13 protein-coding genes and 1 pseudogene are annotated in these 21,202 nt (G+C 62.9%); 8 read left to right on the forward strand and 6 right to left on the reverse strand.

Features of this window, described 5'->3' with window-relative positions:
- Positions 1-40 precede the first annotated feature (40 nt).
- The 3 genes from ACP7CJ_RS20995 (at position 41) to dapA (ending at position 2,727) form a co-directional block, all read left to right on the forward strand.
- Positions 41-439 (forward strand): RidA family protein, encoded by a 399-nt coding sequence (locus tag ACP7CJ_RS20995; RefSeq protein WP_426101655.1) that lies wholly within the window; start codon positions 41-43, stop codon positions 437-439.
- A gap of 53 nt (positions 440-492) precedes the next feature.
- Complete coding sequence (locus ACP7CJ_RS21000) at positions 493-1,464, forward strand: threo-3-hydroxy-L-aspartate ammonia-lyase (protein ID WP_426101657.1); 972 nt, start codon at positions 493-495, stop codon at positions 1,462-1,464.
- 411 nt (positions 1,465-1,875) lie between these two features.
- Complete coding sequence (dapA, locus tag ACP7CJ_RS21005) at positions 1,876-2,727, forward strand: 4-hydroxy-tetrahydrodipicolinate synthase (RefSeq protein ID WP_426101659.1); 852 nt, start codon at positions 1,876-1,878, stop codon at positions 2,725-2,727.
- Here the strand turns inward: dapA and ACP7CJ_RS21010 are convergent.
- Together ACP7CJ_RS21010 and atzF are read right to left on the reverse strand one after the other, a co-directional pair.
- Positions 2,702-3,436, reverse strand: a complete 735-nt coding sequence (locus ACP7CJ_RS21010; RefSeq protein WP_426101661.1) for a GntR family transcriptional regulator — start codon at positions 3,434-3,436, stop codon at positions 2,702-2,704. The genes dapA and ACP7CJ_RS21010 overlap by 26 nt on opposite strands.
- A gap of 2 nt (positions 3,437-3,438) precedes the next feature.
- Positions 3,439-5,244 carry an allophanate hydrolase gene (gene atzF / locus ACP7CJ_RS21015; RefSeq protein WP_426101663.1) on the reverse strand — a complete coding sequence of 602 codons (1,806 nt, stop codon included), beginning with the start codon at positions 5,242-5,244 and terminating at the stop codon, positions 3,439-3,441.
- A 256-nt stretch (positions 5,245-5,500) separates the two neighbouring features.
- Between atzF and ACP7CJ_RS21020 the strand changes: the two genes are divergently transcribed.
- Positions 5,501-6,877 carry a pyridoxal-phosphate dependent enzyme gene (locus tag ACP7CJ_RS21020; RefSeq protein WP_426101665.1) on the forward strand — a complete coding sequence of 459 codons (1,377 nt, stop codon included), beginning with the start codon at positions 5,501-5,503 and terminating at the stop codon, positions 6,875-6,877.
- A complete protein-coding gene (locus tag ACP7CJ_RS21025) occupies positions 6,874-8,040 on the forward strand; it encodes a cystathionine gamma-synthase (protein ID WP_276192806.1) in 1,167 nt (388 codons plus the stop codon). The genes ACP7CJ_RS21020 and ACP7CJ_RS21025 overlap by 4 nt, the downstream gene beginning before the upstream one ends.
- A gap of 217 nt (positions 8,041-8,257) precedes the next feature.
- Here ACP7CJ_RS21025 and ACP7CJ_RS21030 read toward each other — a convergent pair whose 3' ends face one another.
- Complete coding sequence (locus ACP7CJ_RS21030; RefSeq protein ID WP_426101667.1) at positions 8,258-10,456, reverse strand: OsmC domain/YcaO domain-containing protein; 2,199 nt, start codon at positions 10,454-10,456, stop codon at positions 8,258-8,260.
- A 213-nt stretch (positions 10,457-10,669) separates the two neighbouring features.
- Here ACP7CJ_RS21030 and ACP7CJ_RS21035 point away from each other — a divergent pair.
- Both ACP7CJ_RS21035 and ACP7CJ_RS21040 read left to right on the forward strand, forming a co-directional pair.
- Positions 10,670-10,942, forward strand: a pseudogene (locus tag ACP7CJ_RS21035) (PAS domain-containing protein); the annotation flags it as partial.
- Between the two features lie 252 nt (positions 10,943-11,194).
- On the forward strand, positions 11,195-12,235 hold the full coding sequence (locus ACP7CJ_RS21040; RefSeq protein ID WP_426101730.1) for a methyl-accepting chemotaxis protein: 1,041 nt from the start codon (positions 11,195-11,197) through the stop codon (positions 12,233-12,235).
- A 74-nt stretch (positions 12,236-12,309) separates the two neighbouring features.
- Here ACP7CJ_RS21040 and nirD read toward each other — a convergent pair whose 3' ends face one another.
- Positions 12,310-12,672, reverse strand: coding sequence for a nitrite reductase small subunit NirD (nirD, locus tag ACP7CJ_RS21045; protein ID WP_426101669.1), 363 nt, complete (start codon positions 12,670-12,672; stop codon positions 12,310-12,312).
- A complete protein-coding gene (gene nirB / locus ACP7CJ_RS21050) occupies positions 12,672-15,224 on the reverse strand; it encodes a nitrite reductase large subunit NirB (protein WP_426101671.1) in 2,553 nt (850 codons plus the stop codon). Before nirB ends, nirD begins: the two co-directional genes overlap by 1 nt.
- 522 nt (positions 15,225-15,746) lie before the next feature.
- Here nirB and ACP7CJ_RS21055 point away from each other — a divergent pair.
- Positions 15,747-19,802 (forward strand): molybdopterin-dependent oxidoreductase, encoded by a 4,056-nt coding sequence (locus ACP7CJ_RS21055; RefSeq protein ID WP_426101673.1) that lies wholly within the window; start codon positions 15,747-15,749, stop codon positions 19,800-19,802.
- A gap of 25 nt (positions 19,803-19,827) precedes the next feature.
- On the opposite strand, the gene ACP7CJ_RS21060 is transcribed toward ACP7CJ_RS21055, so the two are convergent.
- Positions 19,828-20,619 carry a nucleotidyltransferase domain-containing protein gene (locus ACP7CJ_RS21060; protein WP_426101732.1) on the reverse strand — a complete coding sequence of 264 codons (792 nt, stop codon included), beginning with the start codon at positions 20,617-20,619 and terminating at the stop codon, positions 19,828-19,830.
- Positions 20,620-21,202 lie beyond the last annotated feature (583 nt).

Genomic DNA, 21,202 nt, shown 5'->3' on the forward strand with positions numbered 1-21,202 from the left:
TGAGGGGCCGGTTCTCCTCGCCCTGAATAAAGGTATCGCCATGCTAATCCCCGCCATCCAGTGCGCCAACAGTCGCTCCATCAGTCCTCCTGCGGGGCACTATGCTCACGTCTGTATCGCCGGAGGGTTTGTGATGATTTCGGGACAGTTGCCTATCAATGCCCAGGGGCAGGCGTTGGCAGACAGGAGTTTCGAGGAGCAGACCCGCCAGGTCCTGGCCAATCTTGAGCATTGCCTGGCGCGTGCGGGTGTGGGCAAAGACCGCCTGGTGCAAGTACGCGTCTACGTCACCGACATCGATCAATGGCCGACTTTCAATCGCCTCTACGAACAATGGTTAGGTGATCACCGGCCCGCCCGAGCTGTTGCAGGCGTGTCTGAATTGCATTTTGGGTCAGCCGTCGAGGTAGAAGCCATGGCGCTTGCGGCGACTGCCTGAGCGTATCGATTGCGCACGCATCTGAACATTCACCTATCAAAAGCGAGGCACCTATGACCACAACGCAACTGACGCTCCCGACCTATCAAGACGTACTCGACGCCGCCGAACGTATCCAGGGGCACGCGCATCGCACCCCGGTGCTGACCTCACGCACGTTGAACGGACAACTGGGGGCCGAGGTGTTCTTCAAGTGCGAGAACTACCAGCGCATGGGCGCTTTCAAGTTCCGCGGTGCATTTAATGCATTAGCGCGTTTCGACGAGCGCCAGCGCAAAGCCGGCGTGGTGGCATTTTCTTCCGGCAATCACGCCCAGGGCATCGCCTTGTCTGCACGTATCTTGGGGATTCCCGCGACAATCGTGATGCCCCATGACGCTCCGGCTTCGAAAATGGCTGCGACACGCGAATATGGAGCCAGTGTGGTGCTCTATGATCGTTACAGCGAGGACCGCGAAGCCATTGGTCGAAAACTGGCCGAGGAGCATGGCTACACGTTGATCCCATCCTATGACCACCCGGACGTCATCGCAGGGCAAGGCACGGCGACCCTGGAGTTATTGCAAGAGACCGGCCCGCTGGACGCGCTGTTCGTTTGCCTCGGCGGCGGCGGACTGTTGGCAGGCGGTGCCCTGGCAACCCGCGTCCTGTCGCCTGACTGCAAGCTGTACGGTGTAGAACCACTGGCGGGGAATGATGGACAACAATCGCTTCGCAGCGGAGAAATTGTTCACATCGACACGCCGGACACCCTCGCCGACGGCGCCCAGACCCAGCATCTGGGGCACTACACATTCCCGATCATTCGTCGCGACGTTGATGACATCCTGACGGTCACAGACGCTCAACTGGCCGAGGGTATGCGCTTTTTTGCCGAGCGCATGAAGATGGTCGTAGAGCCTACCGGATGCCTGGGGTTGGCCGCTGTGCGTGACATGGGCAAGCTGCTGGAGGGTAAACGCATCGGCGTGATCGTGAGCGGAGGCAATATTGACCTGGATCGGTATGCCCGGTTGCTGGCGTAGCCTTGAACGCTGACGCCAATCGATCTCTTCGGGGCGACCCCGAAGAGATCCCGTGCGATCTGTAGCGCCTTTCAGCGACCGCTGAATTCCAGTGAAATAGTCAACTTGGATTGCCTGCGCGGGCTTGACACATTTACTCACATCCCCTAAAGATGGACGCCTCATTCAGGGTGTGTCAGCTCATGCTTGCAACGTCTTCCATTAACCTTTCCGTCATTGGCTTGATCGCCAAGGCGCAAGGTTGCGTTGCGCGCGCCCTCAAATCGAAGAAACAGTCGCTCATGTGACCGGGGCGCGCTGTCCCGTCAGATGAGCTGACAGGACATTGAGCGCGACGGACACCCTGCCCTTGCACAATTCCCTCTGCCCTTCTGACGGTGACTTTATCGGTCAACCATCAGGAGAAAGTGCATGTCAGCGTTTCAAGGTATCTGGGTTCCCGTGGTCACGCCGTTTCATGACGGCGCCATCGACTTTATCGGCTTGCGCCGGCTGGTCGAGCATCTGCTGGAACAGCACGTGGCCGGGATCATGGTCTGCACCACCACGGGCGAAGCTGCGGCGTTGAGCCGTCAGGAACAACTGGCCGTGCTGGATGCGGTGTTGCAATGGGTGCCAGCGCATCGCGTGGTGATGGGCCTGGCGGGATATAACCAAATTGAGCTGTTGCAGTTCCAAGGCGAAATCCTCAAACGCCCGGTGGCCGGACTGTTGGTGCCGGCGCCCAGCTATATCCGCCCGTCCCAGAGCGGCCTTGAAGCGTTCTTCCGCACGGTGGCCGACGCCTCCAGTGTGCCGATCATTCTCTATGACATTCCCTATCGCACCGGCGCGACCTTCGAACAGGCCACCCTGCTGAACATCGTCGCCCATCCGCGCATCGTCGCGGTCAAGGACTGTGGCGGCAACCTGGGCAATACCCTGGCGCTGTTGGCCAGTGGTACGGTGGATGTGCTGTGTGGCGAGGATATCCAGATCTTTAACGCGTTGTGCCTTGGCGCCAGTGGGGCGATCGCGGCGTCGGCACATGTACACACCGAGCAGTTCGTGGCGCTGTGGCAGCAGGTGCGGGATAACCAGTTGAGCGAGGCGCGGCAGACGTTTTTTCAGTTGCTGGCGCTGATCAATACGCTGTTTATGGAGCCTAACCCGGCACCGGTTAAGGCGGCGTTGGCCCTGCAGGGATTGATCGGGAGTGAATTGCGCGCGCCGATGCAGCGGGCCGGCGACGCCACCGTCAGCCGTCTGCAAGCGTTGCTGTGAAGCCGGCTGACTGAGTGCCCCGCGCCACCTGCAACCGGTGCAACGTGATCTTGCGCACCTGCTGCTTGCTCAGTTCGATATGCCGCGTGAGCAGCTGCTGCGCCTGCTCACCGCACCGTTGCAGGATCGCGTCGAGTATCTGCCCGTGCTCTTCGTAGGTCGCAGCGATCCGCGATGCCTGGGTAAAGTCGAGCCGACGGATGATGCGGATTTTTTCCGTAATGGCGTAGTGCATGCGCGCCATTTCGCGGTTGCCGGTGGCCTCTACCAGGGCGCAGTGAAAGCGCTCGTCCAGCTCGGACACCACCTGGGTGTCCTGCTGGCGTTCGCCCTCCTCCACCTGCCAGATCGCTTGCAACCCTTGCAACAGCGGATGGCTCGGCGCATCCATCCGGCATAAGTGGCTGACCGCCGCCAGTTCCAGAATGATCCGCACGTCATACAGCTCTTCGAAGTAGCTGAAGTCGAACGGTTTCACCTGCCAGCCACTGCGAAAGTACACCTCCAGATAGCCTTCCTTCTCAAGACGATAGAGCGCCTGACGCACCGGGGTACGGCTGACGTTCATGCGCTCGGCCACTTCGCCTTCGCTGAAGCGGTCCCCCGGCAGCAGGCGAAAGTCGAAGATATCCGCCTTGAGCTGCGCATAGATCCGTTCGGCCAAGCTGTCGGGGCGCTCCCTGGTTTTTTTCAGCGTTGAACCCGGCATGCTTAGCCCCGGCTCGCGATAAAGGCGCGCCAGCCGCCGAATTCGGTGATATCGAGGGCGTCGGCCAGGGCCCAGGGCTCGCAGATAAAACCTTTGACGCTGCGCCCGTCCGCCAGGCTCAGGGTGCCGATGCCCAGGGGCGCGGGGATTTCGGCGACGAACTCGCCAAAGCGTGCGATGGGCATATCCCACAGCTCGATGATGATCGAGCGGCCGCTGTCCGCCTTGGCCAGCCCCGGTTTCGGCGGCACGGTGCCCGGCAGCGCGTACAGTCGATAGCTGTCGCCAGTCAGTGTTTGTTCGACCAACACCGCATTGCGCGTGGTCAGTTGAAAGTTCAGCGGCATGCCGCTCAGGTGCGCGCCAACCACCGCCACGCGCACGCTGCCGGGCGCGGGTGCTGGCGCGGCTGGCGCGGGTAACGCGGGTAACGCGCGCGCGGTGGCGCCCAGCGGCAGGCCGAGGCCCGCTTGCCAGCGCTTGCCCAAGTGGGCCAGTGCCGTGTCATGCCAGGCCGGCGCCAACAAGGTAATGCCGCAGGGCAAACCATCGGCGCGCAAGCCGGCGGGCAGCGCCAGCGCACACAGGTCCGCCAGGTTGGTGAAGTTGGTGTAGTAGCCGAACTGCGAGTTGTAGCGCACGGGCTCCACGGCCATCTCGGCCTGGGTGCGAATCGTCGGCGAGGTCGGCACCAGTAAGGCATCGAACCCTGCCAGCGTGTCATTGATGCGCCGGCTCAGCTCGGCCCGCAGGTATTCGGCTTTGTAGGCATCGCAGGCGCTGTACTTAAGCCCGTTTTCGACGATGCCGCGCACCACCGGGTTGATCGCATCCGGCTGCTGTTCAAGCATGCGTTGCAGGGCAACGGTGCGCTCGGCGACCCACGGGCCAAAATACAACTGGTCCGCCAGGGCCTTGAACGGGCTGAAATCCACCGGGGTGATCAGCGCACCCAACGCCTTGAAGCGCTCGACAGCCTGCTCGAATACGGCCTGGTTCTGGGCATCGCCGAAGAACTCCAGGGTCGCCGGAATGGCGAGCTTGATCGCGCTGCCCACCGCCACTGGCGCGGTATGAGGGTTAGCGCGGGAATAGGCGTCGCTGGCGTCGTAGCCTTCGGCCACTTGCGCCACGGATTCGGCGTCCTCCACGGTGAGCGCAAACACCGAGATGCAATCCACCGTGCGGCACGCGGGCACCAGGCCGGTATTGGACAGGCGGCCTTTGCTGGGTTTTAACCCGACGATATTGTTGAACCCCGCCGGCACCCGACCCGAGCCTGCGGTGTCGGTGCCCAGGGAGAACGCCACCAAACCCCGGGCGACCACCGAGGCGGAACCAGAGCTGGAACCGCCGCTGACATACGCAGGATTGAAGCTGTTGGCCACCGCGCCATAGGGCGAGCGGGTGCCCACCAGGCCGGTGGCGAACTGATCGAGGTTGGTCTTGCCCATCAGAATCGCACCGGCCGCACGCAGCCTGGCGACGACGCTCGCATCCGACGCCGGGGCGTAGGCAAATTCCGGACACGCCGCCGTGGTCTCCCAGCCGGCCGCGTCGATGTTGTCCTTGATCGCAAACGGCACGCCGTACAACGGCAGCTTGGCGATGTCGCCACCGAGCGCCGCCAGCCGCTCGCTCAATTGCGCCAACTGCGCCGTCAGTTGTTCAGGGCGCGCACGGACGATCCAGGCGTTGTCGTCAGCGGCGTATTGCGCGGCCAGGGTCAGCACGATGTCCGGGGTGAGCGTCCCGCTGCGATAGGCGTCATGCCATTCGCCGAGGGTCCAGCCGATAACGGTCTGCATAAGAGACTCCATCTTGTATCCAAGTTTGGATTTGTTTCTAGCAAACCCCAGGCCAGCGGCGCACGCCCAACGACTACGCGGGTTCGCGCCCAGGCCGCGCGGTAAGACTGCCCACGGATGGCGCACCGCCTATTCGCCCATGCGCCAAAAAAAGACAGCCGGCCGACCGCCCGGTTGCGACCCGTGCGATAGCAGCCTATGGTCCAAGCCATGCTCTGCCGTTTGCTGTCCCCCCACCCTACACCCAGGTGACGACATGCCCACGCTTGCCCGCCCCGCCGTGCTTGAACTGATCGGCAACACCCCGCTCGTGCGGATCAGCCGCTTCGATACCGGCCCCTGCACGCTGTTTCTCAAACTCGAATCGCAAAACCCCGGCGGCTCGATCAAGGATCGCATCGGCCTGGCGATGATCGACGCCGCCGAACGCGACGGCCGCCTGCGCGCCGGCGGCACGATTGTCGAAGCCACCGCCGGCAACACCGGGCTGGGCCTGGCGCTGGTGGGCCGAGCGAAAGGCTACCGGGTGGTGCTGGTGGTGCCCGACAAGATGTCCACCGAAAAGGTGCTGCACCTCAAGGCCTTGGGCGCCGAAGTGCATATCACCCGCTCCGATGTCGGCAAGGGCCACCCCGAGTACTACCAGGACGTGGCGGCGCGCCTGGCCAAGGACATGCCGGGCTCGTTCTTCGCCGACCAGTTCAATAACCCGGCCAACCCACTCGCCCACGAAACCAGCACCGCCCCGGAAATCTGGGCGCAAACCCAGCACGACCTCGATGCGATTGTGGTGGGCGTCGGTTCGGCCGGCACGCTCACCGGGCTGACGCGGTTCTTCAAGCGGGTGCAGCCGGCGTTGGAAATGGTGCTGGCGGACCCGGTCGGTTCGGTGATGGCCGAATTCAGCCGCAGCGGCACCCTGGTCACCCCGGGGTCCTGGGCGGTTGAAGGGATCGGCGAAGATTTCATCCCCTCGATTGCCGACCTGTCCAGCGTGCGCCAGGCCTATTCCATCAGCGATGAAGAGAGCTTCGACCACGCCCGCCAGTTGCTCAAGGCCGAAGGCATTCTCGGCGGCTCGTCCACCGGCACCCTGCTCGCCGCAGCCTTGCGCTATTGCCGCGCACAGACCACGCCCAAGCGAGTGGTCAGCTTCGTCTGCGACACCGGCACGCGTTACCTGTCGAAGGTCTACAACGACCAGTGGATGAACGATGCGGGCTTGCTGCACTACAAGCACTACGGCGACCTGCGTGACGTGATCGCGCGGCGCTTCGAAGACGGCCGCGTGATCAGCGTCAGCCCCGACGACACCCTGCTCACCGCCTTCCAGCGCATGCGCCTGGCCGATGTTTCGCAACTGCCGGTGCTGGTGAACGGCCAGGCACTGGTGGGGGTGATTGACGAGTCCGACATCCTGCTGGGCCTGCACCACGACGCTGCGGACTTTTCCATGATCGTCGCCAGCGCCATGACCGAGACCCTGCACACCCTCGCCCCCAGCGCCAGCCTCGCCGAGTTGCAGGCGGAGCTGGATCGCGGCCTGGTCGCCATCATCGCCGACGCGTCGGGCTTCCATGGCCTGATCACCCGTGTCGACCTGCTCAATCACCTACGGAGATCCCTTGCATGAGTCAGCCCGATAAAAACGCGTTTGCCACCCGCGTGATCCACGCCGGGCAAGCACCCGACCCGACCACCGGCGCGCTGATGCCGCCGATTTATGCGAACTCCACCTACCTGCAAGACAGCCCCGGCGTACACAAGGGCTTCGACTATGGCCGTTCCCACAACCCCACTCGGTTCGCCCTGGAGCGCTGCGTAGCCGACCTGGAAGGCGGCCGCCAGGCGTTTGCCTTTGCCTCGGGGCTGGCGGCGATTTCCAGCGTGCTGGAGTTGCTGGATGCCGGCAGCCATGTGGTCTCCGGCAACGATCTGTATGGCGGCACCTTCCGCCTGTTCCACAAGGTACGCCAGCGCAGCGCCGGGCACCGTTTCAGTTTTGTCGACTTGAGCGATGTGCAGGCGTTTGAAGCGGCGTTGCAGGACGACACGCGCATGGTCTGGGTCGAGACGCCCAGCAACCCACTGCTGAGCCTGACCGACCTCAGCGCCATCGCCCGCATCTGCCGCGCCCGCGGCATCCTCTGCGTGGCGGACAACACCTTCGCCAGCCCGTGGATTCAGCGTCCGCTGGAGCTGGGCTGCGACATCGTGGTGCATTCCACGACCAAATACCTCAATGGCCACTCCGACGTGATCGGTGGTATCGCGATTGTCGGCGACAACCCCGAACTGGCCGAGCGCCTGGGCTTCCTGCAGAACTCGGTCGGCGCCATCGCCGGGCCGTTCGACGCCTTCCTGACCCTGCGCGGCGTGAAAACCCTGGCCCTGCGCATGGAGCGCCATTGCAGCAATGCGCTGGACCTCGCGACCTGGCTCGAACACCAACCGCAAGTGGCGCGGGTGTACTACCCGGGCCTGGTCTCCCACCCCCAACACGTCCTGGCACGTCGGCAGATGCACGGGTTTGGCGGGATGATTTCAGTCGCATTGAACTGCGACCTGGCCGGCGCCAGGCGTTTCCTGGAGCACGTCAAGCTCTTCGCCCTGGCCGAAAGCCTCGGCGGCGTGGAAAGCCTGATCGAACACCCGGCGATCATGACCCATGCCAGCATCCCGGCGGCGACGCGGGCGCAGTTGGGCATCGGCGATGGGTTGGTGCGGTTGTCGGTGGGGGTTGAAGATGTGGAGGACTTGCGCGCAGACCTGGCGCAAGCCTTGGCATATATCTAATGAGGGAGGGGCGGCTTGCTCCTCATAGCGGTGGGTCAGTCTCCTGATTCAGCGACTGACAGATTGCTATCGGGGGCAAGTCGAATCGTCGCACCGCCCCTCCCACACTGGATACGGCGTCAGACTGACGTGATGCTCGCCCTGGTTTTTGGAGACGCCTCGTAGTCCGCCAATGACATCCTAATGTGGGAGGGGGCTTGCCCCCGATAGCGGTGGGTCAGGCTGACGTGACGTTGGCCCGCGCGCTATGCAGCTTCTTGTAGCTCTCGATCAAGCGCAGATGCCGATCCAGCCCTTCCAGCTTCATGCTGGTCGGCGTCAGCCCATAAAAGCGCACGCTGCCATTGACCGAACCGATCACCGCATCCATCCGCTCGTGACCAAACATCCGCCGGAAGTTGGCCTCGTAGTCCGCCAGTTCCAGGTCTTCATCCAGTTCCATCTCCAGCACCGCGTTCACCGCCTGATAGAACAGGCCGCGCTCAACGGTGTTGTCGTTGTACTGCAGGAACATTTCCACCGCTTCCTTCGCGTCCTCATATTGTTGCAGGGCGAGGTAGATCAGCAGCTTCAATTCCAGGATGGTCAGTTGGCCCCAGGCGGTGTTGTCGTCGAACTCGATGCCGATCAAGGTGGCGATGTCGGTGTAATCGTCCAGTTCGCTTTCCACCAGGCGTTCGGCCAGCGCCTTGAGTTCAGCGTCATCCAGGCGATGCAGGTTGAGGATATCGGCGCGGAAAAACAGGGCTTTGTTGGTGTTGTCCCAGATCAGGTCGTCCACCGGATAGATTTCCGAGTAGTCCGGCACCAGGATGCGGCAGGCGGTGGCGCCCAGGTGCTCATACACCGCCATGTACGATTCCTTGCCCATGTTTTCGAGAATGCCGAACAGTGTCGCGGCTTCTTCGGCGTTGGAGTTTTCGCCCTGGCCGGAGAAGTCCCACTCGACGAATTCGTAATCCGATTCGGCACTGAAGAAGCGCCACGAGACCACACCGCTGGAGTCGATAAAGTGCTCGACGAAGTTATTCGGTTCGGTCACCGCGTGGCCTTCGAAGGTCGGCTGCGGCAGGTCGTTGAGGCCTTCGAAACTGCGGCCTTGCAGCAGTTCAGTGAGGCTGCGTTCCAGCGCCACTTCCAGGCTCGGGTGCGCGCCAAACGAAGCAAACACACCACCGGTACGCGGGTTCATCAAGGTCACGCACATCACCGGGAATTCACCACCCAGCGAGGCATCCTTGACCAGCACCGGGAAGCCCTGGGCTTCCAGCCCCTGGATACCGGCCAGAATACCCGGGTACTTGGCCAATACTTCAGTCGGCACATCCGGCAGGGCGAATTCGCCTTCGATGATTTCGCGCTTGACCGCCCGCTCGAAGATCTCCGACAGGCACTGCACCTGGGCTTCGGCCAGGGTGTTGCCGGCGCTCATGCCGTTGCTCAGGTACAGGTTTTCGATCAGGTTGGACGGGAAATACACCACCTCGCCGTCCGACTGGCGCACAAACGGCAGCGCGACAATCCCGCGCTCTTCATTGCCAGAGTTGGTGTCGAACAGGTGCGAGCCGCGCAACTCGCCATCGCGGTTGTAGATTTTCAGGCAATAAGCATCGAGGATTTCCGTCGGCAGCTCATCCTTGGGCCCAGGCTGAAACCAGCGCTCGTCCGGGTAATGCACGAACGGCGCGTTGGCCAGTTCTTCGCCCCAAAACTGATCGTTATAGAAGAAGTTGCAGTTGAGACGCTCGATGAACTCGCCCAACGCCGAGGCCAGCGCGCTTTCCTTGGTCGCGCCCTTGCCGTTGGTGAAGCACATCGGCGAATGGGCATCACGGATATGCAGCGACCACACGTTCGGCACGATATTGCGCCACGAGGCGATCTCGATCTTCATGCCCAGGCCGGCCAGGATGCCGGACATGTTGGCGATGGTCTGCTCCAGCGGCAGGTCCTTGCCCACGATGTAGGTGCCGGCCTCAGAAGTGGCGTTGGGCATCAACAGCGCCTGGGCATCGGCGTCGAGGTTTTCCACCTCTTCGATCACGAACTCAGGCCCGGCCTGCACCACTTTCTTCACGGTGCAACGGTCGATGGAGCGCAGGATGCCTTGGCGATCCTTGTCGGAGATATCCGCAGGCAGTTCCACCTGGATCTTGAAAATCTGGTTGTAGCGATTTTCTGGATCGACAATGTTGTTCTGCGACAGCCGGATGTTTTCCGTGGGGATATTGCGCGTCTGGCAGTACAGCTTCACAAAGTACGCCGCACACAATGCCGACGAAGCCAGGAAGTAATCGAATGGCCCCGGCGCCGACCCATCGCCTTTATAGCGAATCGGTTGATCGGCGATCACCGTGAAGTCATCGAACTTGGCTTCAAGTCGAAGATTGTCGAGAAAGTTAACCTTAATTTCCATGCGGGATTACCAAAATAGCGAACTTCAAATTGGCCGCCATTATCCGGCATTTGCGTTTGAAGTCTTGTGCTTTCGCGTTTCGGCTGCCGACTGACAGGGCTGAATACAGGATTTAGACCGGTGCAATGTCGCTGTTTTGAATTGCCAGACAATCGGTCTTCAACTTATTTGAATGGTTGCCGATGTCCTACAAGCAATTCAGGGAGTAGTCGAATGCGCAACAACCAGCCAGTGACACAGCGCGAGATTACCCTCGCGCCTTCGCAGAAGCTCATTTCCGCAACCGATGTTGAAGGGAAGATCACTTACTGCAACGATGCTTTTGTCGATATCAGCGGTTTTGAACGCACCGACCTGATCGGCGCCCCGCAGAATATCGTGCGCCATCCCGATGTCCCTCCTGCCGTATTTGCCCATATGTGGCGCGCGCTCAAGCAAGGCCAGCCGTGGATGGGCATCGTCAAGAATCGCTCGAAAAACGGCGATCATTATTGGGTCAACGCTTACGTCACGCCGATCTTCGAAGGCAGCCGGGTGGTGGGCTTCGAGTCGGTCAGGGTCAAGCCGAGCGCTGATGAGATCCGACGTGCCCAGGCACTGTACCGCCGTATCAGCCAAGGCAAATCGGCGGTTTCACGCCGGGATGGTTGGCTGTCGACGTTGTTCGACAGCGTGCCCTATGTGGCCACCGGGCTTGCCGGCGCCGTCGGCGGGCTGTTCCTCAGCGCGCCGCTGGCCATGGCGGTGGCGGTAGCCGTTGCGGTGCCCGTGGGCATGATCGGCGCGCAGTTGCGTCAGCGCGCGACGTTGCGCTTGCTGGCGGGCGTCGAACCGTCGACCTCGGACGCGCTGATTGCGCAGATGTACAGCGATGAACGCGGCCCCCAGGCCCGCCTGGAAACCGCCTTCCTTAGCCAGAACGCCCGCCTGAAGACCTGCCTAACCCGCCTGCAGGACAGTGCCGAGCAACTCAGCGCGCTGGCTGGACAATCCAACCGACTGGCCACGGCCAGCTCGACCGGCCTTGACCGTCAACGCGTCGAAACCGAGCAGGTCTCGGCCGCCGTCAACCAAATGGCCGCGACCACCCAGGAAGTCGCCAGCCATGTGCAGCGCACCGCCGACGCCACCCAGCAAGCCAACGTGCTGACCGGGCGCGGCCGCGAGGTAGCCCGCGATACCCGCGAAGCCATCGAGCGCCTCTCCGCCATGGTCGGCGAGACCGGTATCACCGTGGCGCAATTGGCCCGGGACAGCGACGAAATCGGCTCTGTGGTTGACGTAATCAAAGGCATCGCCGACCAGACCAACCTGCTGGCCCTCAACGCCGCCATTGAAGCGGCGCGTGCCGGCGACATGGGCCGCGGCTTTGCCGTCGTCGCCGACGAGGTGCGCCAATTGGCACAACGCACCACGCACTCCACCACCCAGATCCATGGTTTGATCACCAAGCTCCAGGCGTCGTCCAACAACGCCGTGCAAAGCATGGAGCACGGCCAGCGCCAGGCGCAGGAAGGCGTGGCCCGGGTGCTTGAGGCGGACCAGGCGCTGGTCGGCATCAGCGAAGCGGTGTCCCACATCACCGAGATGACCACCCAGATCGCTGCCGCCACCGAAGAACAAAGCGCGGTGGCCGAAGAGATCAGCCGCAACATCACCACCATCGCCGAACTGGCCGACCAGACGTCGGTCCAGGCCCATCAATCCACTGACCTGAGCAAAGAACTGACCCACACCGCGGCCACCCAATACGCACTGGTTGAACGCTTCAACCGCTGACGGGGAATGCGCGCGCACCCACCTTCCAAATGCCACAGGCAACTGGAGGATGGGCGCCTTCAGCCCGCCTCGCCTCAACTCACCCCCAACTCCACCACCCCCGCATTCAACCGCACCGGCCACACCCGCAAGCGCTGGTGCGGTGCCTCCAGGCATTGGCCGTCCGCCAGGCGATAATGCTGTTTGTAGATCGGCGCGGCCACCACCAGGTCGCCTTTGATACTGCCGACCAGCCCGCGACCGATCACGTTTGCGCCGGATTCCGGGTCGTGGTTGTCGATAGCATAGAGCGTCTGGTCCGGTGCGTCCGGCAGGTAAAACAGCGCGACTTGCGCGCCGTCGTACCACACCACCACGCCGGAATTGCTCACCAGGTCGCTTTCGCTGCACACGCTTTTCCAGGTGGCAAGGTTTCGCTGGGTGTTGGACTGGCTCATCAGGCAAGCTCCTCGATGACGGGAATCAGGTTGAGTTCGGCGGCCATGATTGGCCGGCGCTGGCCGCGTTCGTGGACAAAATGGATGTCCGGGTCCGGGCGTTTGTCGTTGACGAAGGTGCGGAAGCGTTTGAGTTTTTCCGGGTCTTTGAGGGCGTTGGCCCACTCGCATTCGTAACGGTCGACCACCAGCTGCATTTGCGCTTCGAGCTCGGCGCCCAGGCCCAGGCTGTCGTCGAGGATCACGTCCTTGAGGAAATCCAGGCCACCTTCCAGGCTTTCGCGCCACACCGAGGTGCGCTGCAATTTGTCGGCGGTGCGGATGTAGAACATCAGAAAGCGGTCGATGTAGCGGATCAGCGTGGCGTCATCCAGGTCGGTCGCGAACAGCTCGGCATGGCGTGGGCGCATGCCGCCGTTACCGGCGATGTAGAGGTTCCAGCCCTTCTCGGTGGCGATCACGCCGACGTCTTTGCTTTGCGCCTCAGCGCATTCGCGGGTACAGCCGGATACCGCAAACTTGAGTTTGTGCGGCGAACGCAGGCCTTTGTAGCGGTCCTCGATGAGCAGCGCCATTTTCACGCTGTCCTGCACACCGTAGCGGCACCAGGTGCTGCCGACGCACGACTTCACTGTGCGCGTGGATTTGCCGTAGGCATGCCCGGTTTCAAACCCGGCGTCGATCAGCTCGGCCCAGATGTCCGGCAACTCATGCAGTTGCGCGCCAAACAGGTCGATGCGCTGGCCGCCGGTGATCTTGGTGTAGAGCTCGTATTTCTGCGCGACCACGCCGATGGCGATGAGTTTTTCCGCAGTGATTTCGCCGCCGGGAATACGCGGCACCACCGAGTAGGTGCCGTTCTTCTGCATATTGGCCATGAACGTGTCGTTGGTGTCCTGCAACGGCACCAGCGAGGCGTCCATGATCGGCTGGTTCCAGCATGACGCGAGGATCGAGCCCACCGCCGGTTTGCACACATCGCAACCGGTGTGGCCACGGCCATGTTTGGCCAGCAATTCTTCGAAGGTGATCACCCCTTCCACGCGCACAAGGGCATACAACGCCTGGCGGGTATAGGCGAAGTGTTCGCACAGGCTCTTGTCGACGCTGACGCCACGGGCGACCAGTTCATGCTCGAACACCTGCTTGAGCAACCCGGCGCAACCGCCGCAACCGGTGCAGGCCTTGGTCTGCGCCTTGAGCAAGCCAAGGTCGGCGCAGCCGCTGTCGATGGCCGCGCAAATCGAGCCTTTGGTGACGTTATGGCAGGAGCAGACGGTGGCCGACTCTGGCAAGGCGCCAGGGCCGAGGGTCGGTGCGCCGGCGGACGACGGCAAGATCAGGCTGGCCGGTTCGGCCGGCAACGCGATGCCGTTCTGCATGTACTGCAGCAACGTGTCGTAGTAGCTGTTGTCGCCGACCAGCACCGCGCCGATCACCTGTTTGCCGCTGGCGTCCACCACCAGGCGCCGGTAGCTGGCGCTGGCCTCGTCGATGAACTGGTAGCTGCGCGCACCGGGCGTGTGTGCATGGGCGTCGCCAATGGAACCTACGTCCACCCCCAGCAGTTTGAGTTTGGTCGACATGTCCGCGCCGACAAAGGGCTCGGCGGTCTGCCCGCACAACAGGGCGGCAACCCCTCGGGCCATCTGGTAACCCGGCGCGACCAGGCCGAACAGGCTGCCGTTCCAAGACGCACATTCGCCAATCGCGTAGATGTTCGGGTCGCAGCTCAAGCACTCATCATTGATCACCACACCGCCGCGCGGGCCAATCTCCAGGCCGGCCTGGCGGGCCAGTGCGTCTTGGGCGCGGATACCGGCGGAAAACACGATCAGGTCGGTTTCAAGGAATTCGTCATTGGCAAAATTCATGCGGTAACGGTACTGCTCGCCCGCGCTGATCGATTGAGTGGCGCGGGACAAATGCACGCCCACGCCCAGCCGCTCGATCTGCGCCTTGAGCGCCAGCCCGCCGAAGTCATCCAGTTGCACCGGCATCAGGCGCGGCGCGAATTCCACCACATGGGCTTCAAGGCCCAGGCTTTTCAGGGCATTGGCGGCTTCCAGGCCCAGCAGGCCACCGCCGACCACCACCCCACGCCGGGCATTCGCGGCGGCGGCGCGGATGGCATCGAGGTCTTCCAGGGTGCGATAGACCAGCCGCGAATCGCCTTGCGCGCCGTCGATCGGCGGCACAAACGGATAAGAGCCCGTCGCCAGCACCAACGTGTCATACACCACGCTGCCTGCGGCGGTGATCACCTCACGGCGGGCGCGGTCGATTTCCAGCACCGGCACCCCCAGGTGCAGGGTCACGCCCGGCGTCTGGTACAGCGAGACGTGCGACAACGCCAGCGACTCGGCATCACGGCCGGTGAAGTATTCGGACAGATGCACGCGGTCATAGGCACGCATCGGCTCCTCGCTGAACACATGCAGCCGGTAGTGATCCAGGGCGCCGCGCTCGATCAGTTGCGCCACACAATGATGGCCGACCATGCCATTGCCGACGACGATCAGGGTTTTCATCTGTTTCAGACTGGAGTTCATATCAAGCACCCGACAACGCTCATCACGGTTTGAAAAAAGCAAAAAAAAACGCCTGAAACCTTGCGGTTCCAGGCGTCTTTGCCTGTTCTTATGCGGGGTCGATCCGGACGTCTTCGCCGGTTCTACCGCTGGTGCCCATGACCTGTACGGCCTGTCGATCGTCGTTGACCGAGGTGGGATTGTTCCTGAGCTTGCAGGCTCTGTGCCAATCCGCCGTCATGCCCGCCGCAACGGCGGCAAGTGCCGCTCAACCCTGCCAGACACCGCGTGTTGTGCCTCCAACTGGTGCGCGCTGGCGTCATAAAAGTGCATTTTCCCGTGTAGCGCGGGCGCACAGGCCGCAACCAAGCCCGTCACAGCGGCGTGTGAAAAACCTGGCGCGTGACTTGCTAGGAACACACCAACCAAGCAGTCAACGCTGACTGCCCACTCACGACAAAGGCGCCGTGTGATCCCCGTTTCCAACGGAGGGTTACAGGGCGCTTTTTTTATGGGCGGGCAGAAAAGATCCGAGGATTACCCATGGCAAACCAACGTGTACGCAGCGTGTGTCCTTATTGTGGCGTGGGCTGCGGCATCGTCATGCACGTCGAGCACAACCGCGTGGTCAAGGTGATCGGCGACAAGGCCCACCCCACCAACGCCGGCCGGCTCTGCACCAAAGGCACCACCTGCGGGCAAGCCATCGCCGAGTCTGGCCGCATGGAAAACGCCTACCTGCGCCAGGCGCGTGATCACGATCCGGTGCGTATCGCCATGGACAAGGCCATCTGCGAGACCGCCGGCCGTTTGCGCGCCATCCTCGACCGCGATGGCCCGGATGCGCTGGCGTTCTACGTGTCCGGGCAGATGTCGCTGGAAGCCCAGTACCTGATCAACAAGCTGGCCAAGGGTTTTGTGCGCACCGCCAACATTGAGTCCAACTCGCGCCTGTGCATGGCCAGCGCCGGCAGCGGCTACAAACTCTCCCTCGGTGCCGACGGGCCGCCCGGCTCGTATGAAGACTTCGACCGCGCAGACCTGTTCTTCGTGATCGGCGCCAACATGGCCGACTGTCACCCGATCCTGTTCCTGCGCATGATGGACCGGGTCAAGGCCGGCGCCAAACTGATCGTGGTCGACCCACGGCGCAGTGCAACGGCCGACAAGGCCAACCTGTTCCTGTCGATCAAACCGGGCACCGACCTGGCGTTGCTCAACGGCTTGCTGCACCTGCTGGTGAAAAACGGGCACACCGACCCGGCCTTTATCGCCGCCTTCACCGAAGGCTGGGAGGCCATGCCCGGCTTTCTGGAGGACTACCCGCCGCACCGGGTCGCCGAACTGACCGGCCTGGCCGAAGCCGACATCCGCCAAGCCGCCGACTGGATCGGCCAGGCCGCCGAGTGGATGAGCTGCTGGACCATGGGCCTCAACCAAAGCACCCACGGCACCTGGAACACCAACGCGCTGTGCAACCTGCACCTGGCCACCGGCGCGATCTGCCGACCCGGCAGCGGGCCGTTCTCCCTGACCGGGCAACCCAACGCCATGGGCGGTCGTGAGATGGGCTACATGGGCCCCGGCCTACCGGGGCAGCGCTCAGTGCTGGTCGACGCCGACCGCGCCTTTATCGAGGCGCTGTGGAACCAGCCCGCCGACAGCCTGCCGCGCCAGGCGGGCAGTGGCACCGTCGCCATGTTCGAGCAGATGGCGGCCGGGCAGATCAAAGCCTGCTGGATCATCTGCACCAACCCGGTGGCCAGCGTGCCCAATCGCCAAACCGTGATCAAGGCGCTGCAAACCGCCGAACTGGTGATCACCCAGGATGCGTTCCTCGATACCGAGACCAATCGCTACGCCGACATCCTCTTGCCCGGCGCCCTGTGGGCCGAAGCCGAAGGGGTGATGATCAACTCCGAGCGCAACCTGACCCTGATGCAAAAAGCCGTGGAACCACCGGGCGAGGCGCTGGCCGACTGGCAGATCATCGCCCGGGTCGCGTGCGAAATGGGCTTCGCCGACGCCTTCACGTATGCGTCCGCCGACGAGGTGTTCGAAGAGATCAAGCGCGCCTGGAACCCCGCCACCGGCTACGATATTCGCGGCGCCAGCTATGCACGCCTGCGCGAACACCCCCTGCAATGGCCGTGCGCATCGAACGAGGCCGCAGCGCGCAACCCGATCCGCTACCTGAATAACGGCATCAGCCAAGCCCTCAAGACCCATGCCGACGGCCGCCAACCCGCGATCGTTTTTGCCACCGAACACGGCAAAGCCCGGTTTTTCCCGCGCCCGCACCTGTCGCCGGCAGAAATGCCGGATGAGGCGTTCCCGTTCGTGCTCAACACCGGCCGCTTGCAACACCAATGGCACACCCTGACCAAAACCGGCAAGGTCGCCACGCTGAACAAACTCAACCCCGGCCCCTTCGTCGAAATCCACCCTGACGACGCCGCCAGCCTGGGCATCAAACATAACGATCCGGTCGAGATACGCTCACGGCGCGGCCGCGCCGTACTGCCCGCGGTGGTCAGCGACCGCGTGCGTGCGGGCAGCTGTTTTGCGCCGTTTCACTGGAACGATGTGTTTGGCGACAACCTGGCGATCAACGCCGTGACCCATGACGCGGTCGACCCGATTTCGCTGCAGCCCGCGTTCAAGTTCTGTGCGGTGGCCCTGCAACGGGTCGAACTGATCGAGCACCAGTTCCTCGACGTAGCGGCACCGGCCGCCCACCCCGTGTCCCCCTTACCAGAGGAGCTCGCCATGTCGCGCCTCGACGCCTTCGCCGACCTGATCGGCATCCGCAACCTGCCGTCGCCGTCATTGAGCGACAATGAGCGCACCTACCTCGCCGGTTTTCTCAGTGGCCTGCAATCCAGCACCGCGCACCCGGCCGGTGGCGTCCCGACGCTGCCGGCGAATGCGCCCATGGCCAAGGACGCCCGACTGTGGCTGGATGGCCTGCTGGGCGGCTTGTTCAGCCGCACCGAGGCCAGCGCCGTGGCAGCCGCGCCCGCCCCTGATACGCCGGCCGTCACCTTGTTATGGGCCTCGCAAACCGGCAACGCCGAAGCCTTGGCCGAGCGTTTTGCCCAGCGCCTACGCGCCAGCGGCATCGCGGTGGAGCTGAGCGCGATGGCGGACTTCCCCGCGAGCAAACTGGCGCACACGCAAAACCTCGCGCTGATCAGCAGCACCTTCGGCGACGGCGACCCGCCGGACAACGGCGAAGGTTTCTGGCACGGCCTGACCCACGCCGAGACCCCTCTGGAGTCGCTGCGCTTCGCGGTACTCGCGTTGGGTGATCCCAACTACGAGCAGTTCTGCCAGCACGGCAAACAACTCGACCGGCGCCTGCTGGAGTTGGGCGCCACCCGCCTGCTCGAGCGCGTCGACTGCGATACCGAATTCGAAGCACGCGCCGATGCCTGGTTCACGCAGTTCCTGCACACCCTCAACCCGGCAACGCCCGTAGTCCTCGCCACGCCCACCGGCAAACCCAAGCCGCATGCCTCACAACTGCTGCTCAACCGGCACCTGAACCCGCAAAGCCGCCACAAGGAAACCCGTCAATTCTCCCTGGGCCTGGCGGACTCCGGGCTGACCTACGAAGCCGGCGATGCCTTGGCGGTGATGCCGCGCAACTGCCCTGAACTGGTCAGCGAGTTGCTTGATCTGACCCGCTTGGGTTCCAGTACCTGCGTAAATATCGACAAGCTCGGCGACGTTCCGCTGCACCAGGCCCTGACCGAGCACTTTGAAATTGCCCGGCCCAACAGCGAGACCCTGGCCTTCATCGCCGAGCGCAGCGCCAAGCCGGGCCTGAAACACCTGCTCGAACCTGAGCGCAAAACCGAACTGAAGGACTGGCTGTGGGGCCGGCAACTGGCGGACGTGCTGCACGAATACCCCATCGACTGCGCGGCGGACGAACTGCTCGGCACGCTCAAGCGCCTGCAACCGCGCTTGTATTCGATTGCATCCAGCGCCAAGGCGCACCCGCGGGAAGTCCACCTCACCGTGGCAGCCGTGCGCTACGGCAAGCGCAAAGGCGTGTCGTCAACCTTCCTCGCCGACCGCGCCGACAACGGCGAAGTACCGGTGTTCGTGCAGCCCTCCAAACACTTCCGCCCGCCTGCCGATGGCGACGTACCGATCATCATGATCGGCCCCGGCACCGGCGTGGCGCCCTTCCGCGCGTTTTTGCAGGAGCGCCGGGCCCAGGGGCATCAGGGCCGCAATTGGCTGTTTTTCGGTGAACAACACGCGGCGAGCGATTTTTACTACCAGGATGAACTGCAGGGCATGCAGCGCGATGGCTTGCTCACCCACCTGAGCCTGGCGTTTTCCCGCGACCAGGCGCAGAAAATCTACGTGCAGGATCGCATCCGCGAACACGGCGCCGAGCTGTGGCGCTGGCTGCAGGAAGGCGCGCAGTTGTACATCTGCGGCGATGCCAGCCACATGGCCAAGGATGTCGACCAGGCCTTGCGCCAGGTTGCGCATCGTCACGGCGGGCTGGGCGTCGAGAGCGCCGTCGATTACTGGCGGCGGATGAGTGAGCAGAAGCGTTATTTGCGGGATGTCTATTGAGCCGCGACAGCCGCCGTCGTGCCGGTTACGAGGCCGCGTCGCTAGCCTGGCAGGCGACCATCCAGGTCACAAACGTCAGCAGGCGCGTGGAAAAGGCCTCGCGCTCGGCGCTGGGGTTTCGTGCCTCGAACAGGAAGAAGGCAATCGTGATCCGCATCGCCGGGTATTGCTGAATGAACATTGCGACGTGCTCTTCCAGTGTTTGGGGCCACATCAGCGCCTCTTGCGCACGTAATATCTGCGTGGCCCGGATCAGTTTACGTGCGGCCTCGCGCTGCAAGGGCAGTCGCTCTGAGTCAGTGCCGGCCTGGGCGATACGCGAGTGGTAGTCGCTGAGCACCTGCTTGAAGTCGCCATTGACGGCCAAGGCAATTGCACGCGACGGCCGGAACCGCTCGAAGTGCTGAGTCAGGTCGTTGCCCCACACACAGCGGCAATGATGCTTGAGCCAGTATCCCCAGCGGTTGAGGTGTTCAGGCGCCAGTACTTCAGTGCGGTAGCCGATGTCGAAGTCGATCTTAATGACCTGCGGATGCCGTTGCTCCAGGGCGCACCGCAGCGCCTCCAGTCGCGTCAACACAGCGGCTGCAGGGGGCTCGCTTAGCACCAGGGTGAGGTCCAGGTCAGAGACGCCGGGGCAGGCATCACCTCGGGCCACACTGCCGTATAGATAAACACCATCCAGAGCCCACGCCGGCGCGGACAGGGTCGCGCAGACATCGGCCAACACCGCCTGAAACTCGAGCTGCACCGGGCCGCTGGGGGCAGCCTGGATGAATCCCTGCGCGTCGACGCCAAGGGGACGTTCGGTACTCATAGGCATGGCACGGTTCCTGTTCTCGGGCCACGAAGCATGCCATCTTTCAACCCGTTCGACTGCCTCGATAGGCCTAAAACCCCAAGGGCTTTAAAAACATCTGGACACGAACAACCGTGAACTTTCTTACAGTTCCCGGATTCCTTTCCTATGCGAAGTCATCACGCCCCCGAATCCAGTGGGCGCCGCGCGATAATAAGAAGACGCGCGGGCGTCCGGTAGGTGTGACTGTGGCCCGAAAAGGTGCGCTGATCATCGCGGACGACTTGGCCAACGCCGTATGGCGCGTCACGCGCAACAAGTAGGCCACGATGGCAGGGGTGTGCTGGGCGGCGTGATCATGGCCGTTCGTATCATCCTGACGGGCGCAACGCTCGACACCTGACGGGAGGTTCATCGATGACCATCGCGCGTGATGCAATTGCATTACCCGAAACCTTCGATTTGCCTGGCCAAACCCTGCGCTAGGGGCACCTCGGCACGGCAGGACTGGCGCTGATGAGGCTGGTGATCGGCTGAATTAAACGCATTGACATGGTTGCCTAAGGCAATTATATACTTGCTAAAGGCAACCATCAGAGCG

It is taken from the genome of Pseudomonas sp. PSPC3-2 (genome assembly GCF_049897085.1).
Classification (GTDB): Bacteria; Pseudomonadota; Gammaproteobacteria; order Pseudomonadales; family Pseudomonadaceae; genus Aquipseudomonas; species Aquipseudomonas paraveronii.

Excerpts from the sequence above, each read along its gene's own strand:
- ACP7CJ_RS20995 (WP_426101655.1), top strand. The coding sequence starts at position 41 with ATGCTAATCCCCGCCATCCAGTGCGCCAACAGTCGCTCCATCAGTCCT.
- ACP7CJ_RS21000 (WP_426101657.1), top strand. The coding sequence starts at position 493 with ATGACCACAACGCAACTGACGCTCCCGACCTATCAAGACGTACTCGAC.
- dapA (WP_426101659.1), top strand. The coding sequence starts at position 1,876 with ATGTCAGCGTTTCAAGGTATCTGGGTTCCCGTGGTCACGCCGTTTCAT.
- ACP7CJ_RS21010 (WP_426101661.1), bottom strand. The coding sequence starts at position 3,436 with ATGCCGGGTTCAACGCTGAAAAAAACCAGGGAGCGCCCCGACAGCTTG.
- atzF (WP_426101663.1), bottom strand. The coding sequence starts at position 5,244 with ATGCAGACCGTTATCGGCTGGACCCTCGGCGAATGGCATGACGCCTAT.
- ACP7CJ_RS21020 (WP_426101665.1), top strand. The coding sequence starts at position 5,501 with ATGCCCACGCTTGCCCGCCCCGCCGTGCTTGAACTGATCGGCAACACC.
- ACP7CJ_RS21025 (WP_276192806.1), top strand. The coding sequence starts at position 6,874 with ATGAGTCAGCCCGATAAAAACGCGTTTGCCACCCGCGTGATCCACGCC.
- ACP7CJ_RS21030 (WP_426101667.1), bottom strand. The coding sequence starts at position 10,456 with ATGGAAATTAAGGTTAACTTTCTCGACAATCTTCGACTTGAAGCCAAG.
- ACP7CJ_RS21040 (WP_426101730.1), top strand. The coding sequence starts at position 11,195 with ATGGCGGTGGCGGTAGCCGTTGCGGTGCCCGTGGGCATGATCGGCGCG.
- nirD (WP_426101669.1), bottom strand. The coding sequence starts at position 12,672 with ATGAGCCAGTCCAACACCCAGCGAAACCTTGCCACCTGGAAAAGCGTG.
- nirB (WP_426101671.1), bottom strand. The coding sequence starts at position 15,224 with ATGAACTCCAGTCTGAAACAGATGAAAACCCTGATCGTCGTCGGCAAT.
- ACP7CJ_RS21055 (WP_426101673.1), top strand. The coding sequence starts at position 15,747 with ATGGCAAACCAACGTGTACGCAGCGTGTGTCCTTATTGTGGCGTGGGC.
- ACP7CJ_RS21060 (WP_426101732.1), bottom strand. The coding sequence starts at position 20,619 with ATGAGTACCGAACGTCCCCTTGGCGTCGACGCGCAGGGATTCATCCAG.